The 14,564-nt window shown below is 67.4% G+C and carries 15 protein-coding genes and 1 pseudogene; 7 read left to right on the top strand and 9 right to left on the bottom strand.

Features of this window, described 5'->3' with window-relative positions; all coding sequences use genetic code 11:
• Positions 1–163: 163 nt before the first annotated feature.
• From ADL25_RS52105 to ADL25_RS05510, 5 genes and pseudogenes are all read left to right on the top strand, one after another.
• A pseudogene (locus tag ADL25_RS52105) lies at positions 164–373 on the top strand (nuclear transport factor 2 family protein); the annotation flags it as partial.
• A gap of 35 nt (positions 374–408) precedes the next feature.
• Complete coding sequence (locus ADL25_RS50295) at positions 409–594, top strand: hypothetical protein (protein ID WP_234380618.1); 186 nt, start codon at positions 409–411, stop codon at positions 592–594.
• Positions 595–710: 116 nt separating this feature from the next.
• A complete protein-coding gene (locus ADL25_RS05520) occupies positions 711–1,496 on the top strand; it encodes an alpha/beta fold hydrolase (RefSeq protein WP_079050190.1) in 786 nt (261 codons plus the stop codon).
• A 145-nt stretch (positions 1,497–1,641) separates the two neighbouring features.
• Positions 1,642–2,355, top strand: a complete 714-nt coding sequence (locus ADL25_RS05515; RefSeq protein ID WP_059126533.1) for a flavin reductase family protein — start codon at positions 1,642–1,644, stop codon at positions 2,353–2,355.
• A 143-nt stretch (positions 2,356–2,498) separates the two neighbouring features.
• The gene (locus ADL25_RS05510; RefSeq protein WP_059126476.1) at positions 2,499–2,900 is read left to right on the top strand and encodes a tautomerase family protein; all 402 of its coding nucleotides are present in this window, start codon (positions 2,499–2,501) and stop codon (positions 2,898–2,900) included.
• Positions 2,901–2,989: 89 nt separating this feature from the next.
• Here ADL25_RS05510 and ADL25_RS05505 read toward each other — a convergent pair whose 3' ends face one another.
• The 3 genes from ADL25_RS05505 to ADL25_RS05495 form a co-directional block, all read right to left on the bottom strand.
• On the bottom strand, positions 2,990–3,538 hold the full coding sequence (locus tag ADL25_RS05505; RefSeq protein ID WP_059126475.1) for a hypothetical protein: 549 nt from the start codon (positions 3,536–3,538) through the stop codon (positions 2,990–2,992).
• A complete protein-coding gene (locus tag ADL25_RS05500; RefSeq protein ID WP_199839107.1) occupies positions 3,529–4,089 on the bottom strand; it encodes a thioredoxin family protein in 561 nt (186 codons plus the stop codon). Before ADL25_RS05500 ends, ADL25_RS05505 begins: the two co-directional genes overlap by 10 nt.
• Before the next feature lie 234 nt (positions 4,090–4,323).
• Positions 4,324–5,769, bottom strand: a complete 1,446-nt coding sequence (locus ADL25_RS05495; RefSeq protein WP_059126474.1) for a sensor histidine kinase — start codon at positions 5,767–5,769, stop codon at positions 4,324–4,326.
• A gap of 414 nt (positions 5,770–6,183) precedes the next feature.
• Between ADL25_RS05495 and ADL25_RS50290 the strand changes: the two genes are divergently transcribed.
• Entirely contained in the window at positions 6,184–6,756 is a 573-nt protein-coding gene (locus tag ADL25_RS50290) for a hypothetical protein (RefSeq protein ID WP_059126473.1), read from the top strand.
• A 41-nt stretch (positions 6,757–6,797) separates the two neighbouring features.
• On the opposite strand, the gene ADL25_RS05485 is transcribed toward ADL25_RS50290, so the two are convergent.
• The 5 genes from ADL25_RS05485 to ADL25_RS05465 all read right to left on the bottom strand — a co-directional run bounded on the left by ADL25_RS05485 (position 6,798) and on the right by ADL25_RS05465 (position 10,919).
• The gene (locus tag ADL25_RS05485; protein WP_059126472.1) at positions 6,798–7,004 is read right to left on the bottom strand and encodes a hypothetical protein; all 207 of its coding nucleotides are present in this window, start codon (positions 7,002–7,004) and stop codon (positions 6,798–6,800) included.
• 244 nt (positions 7,005–7,248) lie between these two features.
• Positions 7,249–7,995 (bottom strand): SDR family oxidoreductase, encoded by a 747-nt coding sequence (locus tag ADL25_RS05480; RefSeq protein ID WP_059126471.1) that lies wholly within the window; start codon positions 7,993–7,995, stop codon positions 7,249–7,251.
• Positions 7,996–8,348: 353 nt separating this feature from the next.
• Positions 8,349–9,113 carry an SDR family NAD(P)-dependent oxidoreductase gene (locus ADL25_RS05475; RefSeq protein ID WP_059126470.1) on the bottom strand — a complete coding sequence of 255 codons (765 nt, stop codon included), beginning with the start codon at positions 9,111–9,113 and terminating at the stop codon, positions 8,349–8,351.
• 210 nt (positions 9,114–9,323) lie between these two features.
• Positions 9,324–9,797 carry a carboxymuconolactone decarboxylase family protein gene (locus ADL25_RS05470; RefSeq protein WP_059126531.1) on the bottom strand — a complete coding sequence of 158 codons (474 nt, stop codon included), beginning with the start codon at positions 9,795–9,797 and terminating at the stop codon, positions 9,324–9,326.
• A gap of 300 nt (positions 9,798–10,097) precedes the next feature.
• On the bottom strand, positions 10,098–10,919 hold the full coding sequence (locus tag ADL25_RS05465) for a helix-turn-helix transcriptional regulator (protein WP_059126469.1): 822 nt from the start codon (positions 10,917–10,919) through the stop codon (positions 10,098–10,100).
• 287 nt (positions 10,920–11,206) lie between these two features.
• On the opposite strand from ADL25_RS05465, the gene ADL25_RS05460 reads away from it, so the two are divergent.
• Positions 11,207–11,941, top strand: coding sequence for an alpha/beta fold hydrolase (locus tag ADL25_RS05460; RefSeq protein ID WP_059126468.1), 735 nt, complete (start codon positions 11,207–11,209; stop codon positions 11,939–11,941).
• A gap of 157 nt (positions 11,942–12,098) precedes the next feature.
• Here ADL25_RS05460 and ADL25_RS05455 read toward each other — a convergent pair whose 3' ends face one another.
• The gene (locus ADL25_RS05455; RefSeq protein ID WP_234380616.1) at positions 12,099–14,003 is read right to left on the bottom strand and encodes an FHA domain-containing protein; all 1,905 of its coding nucleotides are present in this window, start codon (positions 14,001–14,003) and stop codon (positions 12,099–12,101) included.
• Between the last annotated feature and the right edge of the window lie 561 nt (positions 14,004–14,564).

Below are 14,564 nucleotides of genomic sequence, written 5' to 3'. Positions count from 1 at the left end.
TGGACACTCAGGTGGGGATGACCCCGACTCGAGAACGCGCCCGGCGTAATGCAGAGGCCCGATCTGCTCAGGGATCGGTCTTGTACGGGAGACGAGTCAGGGCGGTGCAGACCGAACCGGATTTCTGCACAACGCCGCTTTCAGGTCTCACCATGGAGGAAGCATGTCGCGCAACGAGGACATCGTGAACGCATGTCGTCGCGCCTATTCCGGGTTCGAGAAGAACGATTCGTCCGACCTGGTGGCCCTGATGTCACCCGATGTGATTTTCCACTTCCCGACCTCGCTGCCGTACGGCGGGACATTCCACGGCCGGGAGGGCTTCCAGGCCTTCTATCGGGATCTGTTCGATCACTACTACGAGTACTTCGACTACGACGCGCACAGGTGCTCGATGCCGGATCGCAAGTGGTGGTCCCCGTCACGGCCAGGGCGAGGGCGAAGAACGGCCGCACCATGGAGAACGACCACTGCCTGCTGTTCAGGGTGGTCGACGGACTCATCGTGGAGGCGCGACTGTACGCCGACACCGCCAAGGGACGCGATGTGATCGACGGCCTCGAAGTCTTCCCCTCGGCGGCCGCCGCGTCCTGAAACAACCCGAAGAGAGCCCGGGACATCGCGCCGTCCACCTCTGGAAGTCCTTTCGGGGGCGGACCCCGCCGTATTCGGTGAACCTGCGCCCTTGATCAATCGGAAAGAATCGTCGCATGACTCTGGGATACCGAACATCAGGCAGTGGGGCGACGAAGGTCATGTGGGCACACTCGTGGCTCGCCGGCCATAAAGCCTATGACTGCATGATTCCCTTTCTCGATACCGAGCGATTCACGTGGGTGTTTCCGGACTTCCGCGGTTACGGTCGGTCCTCCGAGCTGACGGGTGATTGCTCGATCACGGAAATGGGGAGCGATATCGTCGACCTCGCCGACGCTCTGGGATGGCATGAGTTCCATCTGGTCGGGCACTCCATGGGGGGTCAGGCCGCACAGTGGGTCTCGGGGCAACCCGGAGCCCGGGACCGGCTGAGCAGTCTCGTGTTGTTGTGCGCCGTTCCCAGCCGCGCCTTCCCGCTCGACGAGGAGGGCACGAGGCTCTTCCAAGCGGCCGTCGCCGACCTGGACGCACGGGCCTCGGTCATAGCCGCCGTGACCGGCGGACGACTGGGGGCGGGCTTCGTCCGCCACGTGAACGAACTGTCCCGCAGAACCGCCGATCCCGCCGCCATGCGCTCCTACCTGCGGACCTGGACCCAGGACGACGTGTCCGACCAGGTCCATGGATACGAGCGACCCGTTCTTGTGCTCACCGGACAGTACGACACCGTTCTCACCACCGAGGTGGCCGCGGATCAGATCGTTCCGCAGTACACCGACGTGCGGAGCCTAGTCCTCGAGGGCGCCGCTCACCTGGCCCCCATGGAGACCCCGGCCCGCAGCGTCGCGCTGATCGCGGACCACTTCCTGGGCGGGACCGAGAAGGCGAGCGACGGATGAGCGGCAGCCGCTGTCGGGGAGATCGGTGGGAATCGGCCGTACGCCGGGCCGGCCACGTGGTGGCGCACCCGCTCTCACGAGCGGAGTTCACATCTCACATCACGTGCGGCGGGACACCACCGCACACGTTCGAGAGGCGGTCGATGTGATCATCAATTCCGACGAACTGGACGCGCGGTCGGCGTACAAGCTCCTCATCGGGTCGATCACGCCGCGCGCGATCGGCTGGGTCAGCACCCTGTCGTCGTCCGGTGTCGCCAACCTGGCACCCATCTCGTTCTTCACGGTGGTGAGCCGGAAGCCGCCGATGGTGTCCCTGACCATACAGCCCAGGTCCGACGGGAGAACCCTCAAGGACACCCTCGTCAACATGCGGGAGACCGGTGAGTTCGTCACCAACCTGGTCACCCTTCCCCACGCCCATCACATGCATCGCAGCGCCGGCGAATTCGACAGCGATCAGGACGAGTTCACCGAGGTGGGCCTGACCAAAGGCGCGTGCGAAGTGGTGAAGGCGCCGCGTGTGGAGGACGCCCCGATCGCCATGGAATGCCAAGTCGACCGGGTCATCCCGGTCGGTGAGGTGCAGGACCATGTCGTCTGGGGCAAGGTCGTACGGTTCCACATCAGAGACGACCTGTACACAGAAACCGGACGGATCGACACGGGAGCCATTCCGACCGTCGGCCGTCTCGCCGCGGAGTACACCCTGGCGGACAACGCCTTTGTCACCCCGCTGACGGACGACGTGCTGCGCGCACGCGCGAGCAGTCGCATGCGTCGCCTCGACGAGCGTCCTGACGGATGGTCGCCGGTGGACACGGCGGGCTGGTCGCCCTCCGGGGCCACCCAGGCGTGACGTCCCCACAACTCCGGCTCGGACGGGGCCTTTCCCCGCGGAGCGCGGACGGACGGCCTCTCACGGTGGGCCCGGTGGACAGCACTCCGGCCCCAGAGGAAATCCAAACCGAACGTACAACTACACCCCCGAAGGAGCACATCATGCCCGTCTTCAACGCCCATATCCCGGCCAACCGCTTCTCGTCGGAACAGAAGCGTGCGCTCGCCGACGCACTCAACCAGTCACTGGTGCAGGGTCTCGGCATTCCCGAGGGCGACCGCTTCATCGTCATCAGTGAGCACGGTGACAGCGAACTGTCCCTGGATCCGACCTTCATGGGTATGGAGCGCAGCAGTGACGCCATGATCATCACAGTTCTGCTCGGAGCTCACCGCCCTCTGGAGGACAAGCGGGCGGTGTCGGCGGCCATCAACAGGCTCGTGGTCGAGGCGCTCGGCGTCTCGCCCGACGACATCTTCATCGCGCTGATCCCGGTCCCGAACGAGAACTTCTCCTTCGGCCGGGGCGAACTGCAACTCTCGGAGGGGTCACCCCGCTGGTGAACGGACGGAGCACCACAGTCCGTCCGGATCGGCGGCACGTCCATCTCCCCGACGTACCGCCGCTCACTCTGCCCTTCTTCGGAGCGTGCTCAGTCCGTCGGCCGGAGCGTCAGGGCCACGGCACGGTCGCGCACCGGCGCCAGACACCCGTCCCGCTCACTGCAAGCGCCGTAGCTGAGAAGCACCTTGGCCCGATCGGTACCGCCGACCCGGCGCACGGGGAGCCGGAGGGTGACCCGCCCGTCCTCGTAGACCGGCAGCCGGACGTCGAGGCCATCGGGGCGCACCACGCGCTCCCGGGCATCGGTGGTCGCAGGGCCCGCCGGCCGCAGGGCGCCCTCGGTACGGATGCGGGTCGGAATGCCGATCCCGTCGATGCCACCGTCGGGAAGGGTGAGGCTGTACACGTGAAAGCCGTCCCGCTCGGGTCGCAGGTCGGCGAGTACCCGCAAGCCCCCGTCGTGGGACTCCACCCTGACCGAGACGGCCACGCCGCCGTCCGAGAACGGTGCACCCACGGCTGCGGGATCCGTGTTCTGCTCATGTCCGCAGCCGGTGAGCAGGAGGGCGGAGATCGCGAGGGTGAGCGCCCCGCACGGGTTCGCTCCGAAGACGGGGAGCCGGGCGGCTATGCCCATCGCTTCAAGAACTCCTCGACCTGGCCGGGCGACATGGTCCGTGCATTGGCGAACTCGCCACGGTTCGTCGCCACCTTGATCCGGCCGGACGCAGGGTCGAGGACGACCAGTGCCGGAATTCCGCTGGTCTGCAGGTTCACATAACGCTCGGCGACATCCAGATTGCGGTCGAACTCGCCGACATCGACGGTCACCACGTGGTACTTCGCCAGCATCGTGGCCGGCCCGGGCTCCTCGAACCGTGCGTCCAGGACACGGCAGTCCGGGCACCAGCCGGCGCCGAAGTCCACAAGCACGGGGCGGCCGTCCTTCTTCGCGGCCTTGAGCGCTGCCGTGATGTCCGCCTTGGCGTTCGCGGCCGGGTCGTAGCCCAGCGCGGGCTTCTCGGACGCGGAGGATGTCGGGGATGCGGCGGGCGCCGCAGACTCGGCGGCGGGAGCGGCGGAGGCAGGGGCCGAGTGGGACGTGGCGGGCGTACCCTCACAACCGGTCAGCGCCAGTAGGGCGATGCCGGCCAGGCCGACTGCGGCGGGGAACGGGCGACGCCTCACGTGACTCCTCGTCGTCGTTTTCATGTGAAACGGTTCCGTTGCCGGCATCAGGCCGTTTCGGGATCCGCATGCGGTCGCGCGGCCATTGGAGAGAGCCGGGTGACGAACGGCGGTGCCCCGCAGTTTCGCACACCGCGGGCGCCCTCCGCTGCTGCCGGTCATGGTCTTCACGCCTGAGGACCGCTCCCCCCGAACCGGCCCTGTTGTCCGGTGTCGCTCGGAGCCGGCTGACGCCTACGCCGTGGCCTCGGATCGCGTGTCCCGGGACTCCACCGTCGGCGGAGGGTTGCGGGTACCGGGGATGCGTATGACGGCTTCGGTCCCCTGGCTGGCGGCGGGCCGCAGCGTCACCGTGCCACCGGCCTGCTGAACGGTCTTTGCCACGATGGCGAGGCCGAGGCCGCTGCCCGGCAGGCTGCGGGCCGTGGGTGAGCGCCAGAAGCGGTCGAAGACATGCGGCAACTCGTCGGCGGGGATGCCCGGCCCCTGGTCACGCACCACCAGTCGGCCGTCGCCGAGTCGTAGGCTGACAGTGCCGCCGGGGGGCGAGAACTTGACCGCATTGTCCAGCAGGTTCACCACCGCCCTTTCGAGAGCGGAGGGTTCGGACAGCACGTACCACTCGTCCAGGTCACTGATGAACTCGAGATCACTCCCACGGAGCCTCACCCGCTCCATCGCCCGACCTGCCACTTCGTGCAACGCGACAACGTGAAGGGATGTCTCGTCCGGCTTGGTGTCCGGCCGGGACAGCTCCTGCAAGTCGGCTATGAGTGAGGCGAGTTCTCCCACCTGAGACTCCACGGAGTGAAGAAGGTCGTTCATCGCGTTCTCGGGAAGCTTTCGACCTGACGTGTGGCTCCTTATCAACAACTGGATGTTCGCGCGGAGCGATGTCAGTGGGGTGCGCAACTCGTGGCCGGCGTCGGCGATGAGTTGCTGTTGCCGCTCCCGTGAGGTCGCGAGGGCCTCGGTCATGTCGTTGAAACTCTTGGACAGTCGGGCGATCTCGTCATCGCCGTCGGCCGGTATCCGAACCGTGAGGTCCTGGGTGTGGGCGATGTGTTCGGCGGCGTCCGTGAGATGTTCCACCGGTCGCAGGCCGGCGCGGCTGATGCCGATTCCTGCCGTGGCCGCGCCGACGACGCCCACGCCTGCAAAGCCCAGCAGGAAGAGGGCGAGGCTGTTCAGCGGGTTGTCCACGGCAGTGAGCGGTTGCGCGATGGAAACGGCGAACTCTCCGGAAAGCCGCGGGGGCAGGTCGGGACGTGTCGTCGAGACACGCATTCTTCGTCCGTCCTCGGACGTGGCGTTGTGCAGTGCCGACCCGAGGACACCACGTGCCACGGCGAGGTCGGTCTCGTCGACGGCGACCTTCTTGTTGCCCGGGGCGACACATACCGTTCCGTCCGCGGTGATGACCTGCACCACGTAGGGCGTGGGCGTTTGGTTGCGCTGGGAGACATCCGGCAGCTGCATACCGCACAGACTCAGCAGATCCTGGACATAGCCGGGCTGCGCCTGCACGCTCTGCAGGTTCGAGTCCAGCTGGGCGGTCAACTGCTGCCGAGTGACGAGCCATGACGCTGTCGCGACGGCGCTGACGGCCAGGGCCACGGCTACAGCGGCGGACAGCCCAAGCCGCAGCCGCAGGGTCAGGCGCCGGAACGGGCTCTTCATGTCGGTCGATCCCCCGAGTACTCACTTCGTGGCACCCGCCACTCCCCAGCAGGCACGTCGCATCATCGCAGCCCACCGGTCGGCTGACCGCCGAGACTTTCCAGAGGCCCGCGGGAAGCGGAGCGCGCCGTCCGACTCATTCGTGCATAGGACGACAGTGTGCGACGGGAAGATGAGAGCCCGCTGAACGGTCGAGCCGACCGTCCGACCGACGTGGCGCATTTCCGCGACCCGCCTGAGCCCAGGACCTTGTGCGTGCCAGGGGCCGACCGGCGGAGGGGAGGGGCGGGACTGCACGGGGTCGGGTACTACGCCTGTACCCACGATCTCGAAGGCGCTTTTCGGCGTGATCTTGACTTCCGTCCGCCTCTGACAGTGTGGCCGGCGGGCCCGAGCGCGAGCGGTCGAATCGGGATGCGCTGTTCTGCGGAACAGTCGCATACTCGCCGTGTGGCCTTGTTCTCCGGTCGGTTCCGGGATCCGCGCAGCACCGAATACGACTTCATCAGCCTGATCATTGTACGGTGCCCCGGTTGCGGGAAGGCCGCCCGTGTGGTTCCAGCGCCAGGGGACTCCGATCCCGGAGGCCGGATTCTGTTCAGGCCGCGACGTCTGGTGTGTCGTGGCTGCGGACTGTCACGGGTGTGGAGCGGCCGTCTTGTCGCGCTCTCCTGTGGCACACGTCAGTCAGCGACCGATCCCTGCTTCGGAATGCCGCTGTGGCTCCAGCACGAGACCCGGCACGGGTGGTTGTGGGCGTACAACCTCGAACACCTCGATTTGATCCGTCGTTTCGTTCAAGCGTCGCTGCGGGAACGAGCGCCCTGGTACGACACCGGACAGAGGATGACTTTGGTGGCCCGTCTACCGGCATGGATCAAGCGAGCGAAGAACCGCGACGAGATCCTGCGCGCCGTCGGTCGGATCCACGCCGCACTGGTCGCCACCCGACGTGCTGACCAGCCTCCGAACGGCACTCGAACTTGAACCCTGGTCGCTGCCTGGTCAGCAGACCTCGTGGTGCCGGGTCAGTCCCCCTCGCCGATGGGTTCGCCGGGGAGGCCCGCCGAACGGGTAGCCCCGTGCAGGGCGTTGGCGATCGCCGTCATTCGCTGATCGAGGTCCGCCAGCTCCCGGCGGAGGTCGTTGGCACGGGTTTCCAGTTCGGTTGCCTTCGCGGCCAATGACTCGAAGGTTGCCATGAAGGCGACGCGGTCCTCTGCCGCTCGGGTCATCGTGAGCCCTCCTTCGGCGAATGCTGGCAGACTCTGGGCGCTTCTCGAAGTCAGGGCTGATCCGCCCTGGGATACGGGGCTCTCCGGGCCGGGAACAGGCGGGAGGGCGTGGCGTGCGCGTCAACTTCCCTGCGCGACACGGGTGATCACGTCATGGCGGAGTGCGGCGCTGACGGTGCGACGAAAGGCGTGGTTGGCGAGGGGGAGGGTGGCCACCGCGGGCACGCAGGGGCCACCCATCCGCCTACTTCTGCTGCGCGGCCCAGTCGGCGAACCGGGTCTCGGCCAGGTGGGCGTCAGGACCCGGGAGAAGGGTGGTCTCCTTCAGTTCCGCTCCGAAGTACCGGGCCTGCGGGTCCGAGACCACGGTGCGGGGGTCGCCCTTGGCGGCGAGCCCGTCACGGATGAGCTCGTCGAGCTGGAAGGCATCGGGACCCGCGACCTCCACCACGCCGTTGACGGGGGTGCCGACCGCGGTGCGGCCGACCGCCGTGGCCACGTCGTCGGAGTGGATCGGCTGGATCTTCACCGGGGCGAGGTGCACGGTGTCGCCCTCGGTCGCCGAGTCCGCGATCCCCTTCATGAACTCGAAGAACTGGGTGGCGTGAACGATGGAGTAGGGGATCCCCGACGCCTTGATCAGCTCTTCCTGAGCCTGCTTGGCACGGAAGTACCCGCTCTCCTGGAGCCGTTCGGTGCCCACGACGGACAGCGCCACGTGGTGCTGCACACCGGCCTCGGTCTCCGCGTTCAGAACGTTGGTGGTGGAGGTACGGAAGAAGGTCATGACCGCCTCGTCCTCGAACGAGGGAGAGTTGGACACGTCGACCACGACGGAGGCATCCTTCATGACCTCGGCCAGACCTTCGCCGGTGAGGGTGTTCACGCCGGTGCTGGGCGCGGCCACGACCGCTTCGTGCCCGTGCTCGTTGAGCTTGCCGACCAGCTTCGAACCGATGAGCCCGGTTCCGCCGATCACTACGACCTTCATAATGTAATCCCTTCGGCGCTCACGGGAGATGTGCACTCGCCGTGAGCCGCTCACCGATACCGGTCAATGGTGTCTTCACCATGAAAGACAAGGCGGCGACTTCATTTGTGACAACGTGCCCGCAGCGACGTGATGAATTTTTCCCTGAGGGGTCCGGCGAGGCAGTGGGCTGACGTCGGCCGACATTGCCCGCTCAGAGGAATATGCATCGCCGGGCGCTCGGGTGGTGGAAAATCGCTCGCGTTGTCACGAGCTCTTGTTCCCCTGGGCATCCGAGAGGAGATTCCCAGCCTCGAAGGCGCGATCCGGTGCGCCCGTCGCACCGGCCGACTGCACTGCGGTGCCTTGCCGGATCAGACGAGTTCGAGTCCGCCGTCGATCGTGAGGATCTGGCCGGTGAGGTGCGTGTCCCGGGGGTCGGCCAGACGCAGGATCCAGTCGGCGACGTCCTTGGGGTCACCGAGACGGCCCACCGGGATGCGTTCGCGCTCCGCGCTGCGTATCTCGTTGATCGTGTCCTGGGGGAGGCCGGCCGCGGCCAGAACGTCCGTCTCGGTGGGGCCCGGGGCGATCGCGTTCACGCGTACCCCCGTCGACGCGAGTTCGAGAGCCCAGCTTCGCGTCAGTTGCTCCAGAGCGCTCTTGGTGGCGGCGTAGTGGGCTCCACCGGGCAGGGGGCGGTGGCCGTAGGTGCTCGAGACGTTGACGATGGAACCCGCGGAGTCGCTCAGGTGGGGCAGGGCCGCGTGGGCGAGCACGCTGGGGGCCGTCACATTGAGATCGAACAGGTCGGTAATGACCGACCGGTCGGTCTCCGACAGGGGCATCATGGCGGTCGTACCGGCGTTGTTGACGAGTACGTCGAGCCGGCGCCACTTCTCCACGGCCGTGGCGACGGCCCTTTCCGCGGCCCCCTCCTCGCGGATGTCGAGCGGCAGGACGGCGATGCCGGAGTGCGCACCGGCCGTCTCCTCCAGAGCATCCTTTCGGCGTCCCACGCCGAGGACGTGGGCCCCCGACTCCGCGAAGGCGATGGCCGTGGCGCGGCCGATTCCCGATCCGGCCCCGGTGACGATTACCACACGGTCCATGAAGTTCCGGGCTGTGGAATTGGACATGACTTGCCTCTGTTCGCAGTGCGTCTTTCTCGTCGGGTGAGTTTCGCTGTGAGGGCGGACGCGGGGCGAAATACCCCGAGGATTTGTCAGGCCGCGGAAAGGACGGTCCGCGCATCGGGTGCGGCCTGTTTGCGCCGGCAGTCCGTCTCCACACCTTGAGGTCGGGGGGCGCGGAGACGGACGCTGTGTTTCACCGGACAGCAGTGCCTGTCAGCCGAACATGCCGGGCTTGTAGTCACCGGCGGGCTGCTGGTTGATCACGTTGACGCGGTTGTAGGCGTTGATGACCGCGATCAGCGACATAAGGGCGACGAGCTGGTCCTCGTCGTAGTGCTTGGCAGCGTTCGCCCAGGCCTCGTCCGTGACACCACCGGCAGCGTCGGCGAGACGGGTGCCCTGCTCGGCCACTTCGAGTGCGGCACGCTCGGCGTCGGTGAAGACGGTGGCCTCGCGCCAGGCCGCGACCAGGTGGAGGCGCTGCGCGGTCTCACCGGCGGCAGCGGCGTCCTTGGTGTGCATGTCGGTGCAGAAACCGCAGCCGTTGATCTGGCTCGCGCGGATCTTCACCAGCTCCTGCGTCGCGTGCGGCAGCGTCGACTCGGACAGCACCTTGCTGGCCGAGTTGATGTGCTTCAGGACCTTGCCTGCGAGGGAGTTTCCGAAGTAGTTGACACGCGGTTCCATGGTGATCCTCTCGCCGTGTTGCGGATACATCCCTAGTGACCGGACACCTCGGAAAAGTGTGACGACGTGAAATGTGACGTACGTCTCTCGACGTGTGTCGCCGATGCCTGCCGGGACCGTCCGGCGGGTCTGCGGGACGGGGTCCATGCCCGTGGGGGCGGGCGGCCGTCACCGGCCAGGGGCCGCCCGGTGATGGGGCGCGGTGGTCACAACGCGGCGGCCCGGTCGGTGATGCGGTGTCCCGGCCCAGGCACTGCCCCGGGAGGTGCCGGCGTCCTTGGGGTGCGGAAGTCGTGCGGGCTACCCGACGGCGGCGAGAAGTTGGAGACCGGTGTGGCTCTCCGTGCCCGGTGCGGCGGTGAAGACCAGCAGGCGCTGCGACCGGTCGGGGTCGACGAGCGTCTGGCAGTGGAGTTCAAGGGTCCCCAGCTGCGGGTGCTGGAAGCGCTTGGCTGCGCAGTAGGACCCGAGTACCGGATGCTCGCGCCAGAGTGCGGCGAACTCGGGGCTGGCCGCCCGCAGCGCGTCGACGAGCTCGGCGGTTCGCGAGTCACGGCCGTCCCGTGCATGGGCGGCATGGAGATCCGCAACCAGGAGCCGGCTGTGCACCGGGTGGTCGCCGATCGGATGGATCAGTCGTGAGGTGGGATCGGTGAACCACCGATAGTGCAGGCTGCGGGCCGGTCCCGTGAAAGCCGTCTCGTCACCCAGCAGCGCTATCGCGGGCCTGGTCTGCTTCAACGTCTCACCCAGGTGATTGACCACCTGCGCGGGAGTGTCCTCCAGGCGGTCGAGGATGCGCATCATGCCAGGGGCGATGTGGTCGCCGCGCCGCACTCTTCGGGGGGCGGCGTGGCCGGCGAGTCGGAACAGGTGATCGCGCTCCTCGAGCGAGAGATGCAGACCGCGTGCGATCGCGGCGAGCATCTGCTCCGAGGGGATCGGGCCCCGAGGCTGCTCGAGCCGGGTGTAGTAGTCGACCGACATGTCGCACAGCGCGGCCACTTCCTCTCGGCGCAGCCCTCTTGTGCGCCGCCGTCGCCCACGCGGCAGGCCTACGTCCTCCGGCTGCAGGGCCTCGCGTCGCGCCCTGAGGAAGGCCGCCAGTCCGGCTCTGTCCACTGCTTCCCGTCCTGTTCGTTCGCGACCGTTCGTCCTGAGAACACAGGTTGCCTCAAACGCTCCGCCCATCGACGTTCGGGGCTTGTGTTCGTCCTCAGTCATGGATCAAGGGCCTGACCGCAATACTGTGCGCGATCCGCCGTGCAGACAGTGTGATCGGCTCCGATCACCCCACTCAACACCGTGTGACACAATGTGTATTCCCAGAGATACGGTCGCTGTGCGCGCCTCGATCCGCGGTGACCGTGCTGCCCCTCACCAGCATCGCTCGGACAAGGACCTCGACCATGCCTGCAGTCTTGATCCACGGAGTCCCCGACACCCACCGCGTATGGGACGGCGTACGCCGGCACCTGACCCGAACCGATGTGGAGGCCTGGGACCTGCCCGGCTTCGGCGCTCCGCGGCCGCGGGGCTTCGGCTCCACCAAAGAGGAGTACGTCGATCGGCTCATCGATCGCCTGGAGCGAGTCGGTGAACCGGTGGACCTGGTGGGCCACGACTGGGGGTGCATCATCACCGCACGCGTCGCGTCCCTGCGGCCCGATCTGGTCCGTACGTGGGCCGGCGGCAACGGCCCGATCAGCGCGAGGTACGGCTGGCACCCGCTGGCCAAGGTGTGGCAGGACCGGGACGAGGGCGACCGGTTCATGAACGAACTGGAGGCGACGTCCTTCGCCAGGGATCTGGTGGCGGGCTTCGACGTCCCCGCCGAGCCGGCCGAGGAGATGGTCCGCCACGTCGACGGGACGATGAAGGACAGCATCCTCAGGCTCTACCGTTCCGCCCTGACCATGGGCGCCGAATGGGAACCGGCACTGGCGAACGTGTCAGCGCCGTGCCTGGTCTTCTGGGGGGCACTCGACCCGGCCTGTCCGGTCCGGTTCGGGCGGGAGCTCGGCGTAGCGCTGCGGGCGTCCCGCGTCTTGGAGCTCGACTGCAACCACTGGACGGTGCTCGAGAGGCCGGCCGAGGTCGCTGCGGCCCTCGAAGCGCACTGGAGTGCCCACTCGGCGGCCTGACCCGCCGCGCGCCTTCGAGCGGGCCAGGTCGCGTGCGTCGGCGTCGTCGAATGGTCCCGCTGGGTGGAAGGCTGAGCTACGGGTGTGCGCGATCGGCGTACTGCTGGAAAGGCGCGGAGAGGGCCCCCTCTCCGCGCCTGTCAACTGCCTGAAGGGATCATGACTGGACGGCGGGCTCCAGCGCTTCCACCGCGGCGGCCGCCGCGGAGGAGTCCTGGCCGTAGAAGATGTCGATGTCGACCTCTTCGCCGCCCATCGTGAGAGTGTCCCAGGCGCCGCTGAGGACGAGCATGCGCAGTGTGGCGGGCTCCAGCGTCTGCAGACGCTCCAGGATCGCCTCGTCGTCAGGCATTCCGGGCAGGCGGGGCGCCAGCCTCTCGCGGAGGGTGCGCATGCGTTCCAGAAGGGCCTTGGTGTCCGCGTCGCGGTCCAGGTCGTCGGCGGCGTCGATCCCGTGGGCGATGATGTCCTTGATGGCCCACGTGGCGCCCTTGTCGTCGCTGGTGACCATCGCCTTCCATGCGCGGCTCTTGTGCCGGTACTGGAGCATCGACATCGCGGCCTCGTGCCGCAGGAAGTCCGCGTCGCGGAAAGCCTTCCCGCTCCAGGCCCCGTTGAGGGAACGGGCCAGGGAAATGGCCGAGGCGAGACCGCTGTTGAGTCCGCGACCGGGCCAGAAGTGAATGGCGTTGGCGGCGTCTCCCAGAAGGAACCCGTAGGTGCCGGGAGAGCCGGCGGTGGCGGGCATCAACTCGGCCGAGAAGCGCGGGCGCTGGACCATGTCCAGGCGGAAACTCGTGACCGCGGTCAGATCCTCGGACTCGACACCGAAGAGTCGCAGTCCCTCATGCACACGCTTCCACAGGGACGAACCCTTGATCAGGGCGGGCAGGAACAGCGTGCCGTGGGTGGAGCACTGGAAGTCGCCGTGTTCGTCGCGGTCCATCAGGCACGGCCGGGACGCGATGCACTCCTCGAAGACGCGGCGGACCGGGTCGATGCCGATGACCTCCGACAGCTCGGCGTCGGTCAGGCGCATGTTGAGGAAGCCCTCGCCGCGCAGCGAGTTCAGCAGGAAGCGGTTCTGAGCGACGGTCAGCAGGACCGCCATGGGATCGGAAAGGGTCGACTTCACGCGCAGGCCGAGGACGACGTCCTGGAGGTGGCGGCCGTCCAGGGAGTAGATGGACTCGTCGGCCTTGCCGAACCGGGCGGCGAAGTGTTCTCGGGTGTGCGATCGCCCGCCGTCGCAGATGGCGAGAACGTGCTGTGTGGCGAGGGCGTCCTGCTGCTCCGCCGGGTCGAACCGGGTGGGTATGAGGCGGATCCGTTCCCGCTTCTCGTTCGCCAGCTCCAGCAGTCGGTCCTCGATGTACGCGATCCGCATGTTGCGCGGGTGGTGGTCGCCGATCGAGTCCGGACCGGAGGGCCACATCTCGCTGTAGTGCTCCGGATCGAAGAGGCGTGCCCGAACCTCCTCCGGCCAGGCCAGGTACTGGCGGCTCTGCACGGTGACCACCTGCTGGCGCCGTACGTTGCCTTCGTCCTGGCCCTTCCAGACGATGGTGCGGCCCTGCTTGCGCCACCTGCCGTCGTAGACGGTGATCTGCGCCTGAGGGCCGAGGAAGTGCTCCAGCAGCAGGGCGAAGGAGAGACCGACGGGACCACCGCCGGCGACGGTGACGCGCAGAACCGGACCGCTTTCGCTCTCCTCGGCGCCGTGGGTCACGGATCGCGGCAGGGAGAGCGCCATGAGGGTCTCCATGGCGTCCGCGACCTCGAAGCGGAACTCCTGGTCACCCATGGTGATTTCGTCGCCGGACTGGAGGAGCCGGGACTCCACGTCCTCGCCGTTGACCTGCGTGCCGTTGCTGCTGCCGCAGTCGTGCAGCACGTATCCCTCGTTCTCGTCGAAGACGATCTCCGCGTGAAAGCGGGAGACGCTCAGACTCGAGATGACGACGGTGTTGTCGGAGTTGCGACCGAAGGTGACGCGGGTGTCCAGAATCGGGATGCGCTCTCCCGCCAGCAGACCTTGGTGTCCGACGAGCACCGGAGCCACGGCAGTTCCTTCCGGAAGATGATGACATCGATATCACTGCGGGCCACCGGACTCATCGACGCGTGTCCGTGCCGGACGGGACTTACCCGACGGAAGCAGCGATGCGTCCGACATGTTGTTGAACCGTAAATGGATCGGCGGCATGTACAGCATATCCCGCTTGGAACGGGTGTGCGGTCCTCGGGAACAGGCCTGCGATCCCGGTCGGCCACCGCCCCGGAACCCCGCTGCCTGCCACGACCCCGTCGAACTCTTCCGCGTCTCCAGGCCGTTGGCCGATGGCGAGCAGGGCACTGCTGCGGCGAGGGTGGGCTCCGGTGGAGGAGGCAGCCGGGTGGTGCACTTCCGGTGACCTCGAGCGGGCGCGGCGCCACGTCGTATCGGTGGTCGGACCGCCGCCGCATGCGAACATGTTGCGGCGGTTGGGAGTTCCGCGGTGGCCAGGACGCGTCGTCCGCCCGCGTTGTTGCGCCTTTTCGGCGGCGCCGAAAGCCTGGAATTTGTCGCAATCCCGCCCAGGGAAAGGCGAGTTGAACGAGAGAGGGCTCGCGGGGATGCGGC

This window comes from Streptomyces sp. NRRL F-5122 (assembly GCF_001507435.1).
Lineage (GTDB): Bacteria > Actinomycetota > Actinomycetes > Streptomycetales > Streptomycetaceae > Streptomyces > Streptomyces lannensis.
Note: the sequence above shows the minus strand (reverse complement) of the source record. Positions and strands in the feature narration are given on the sequence as shown.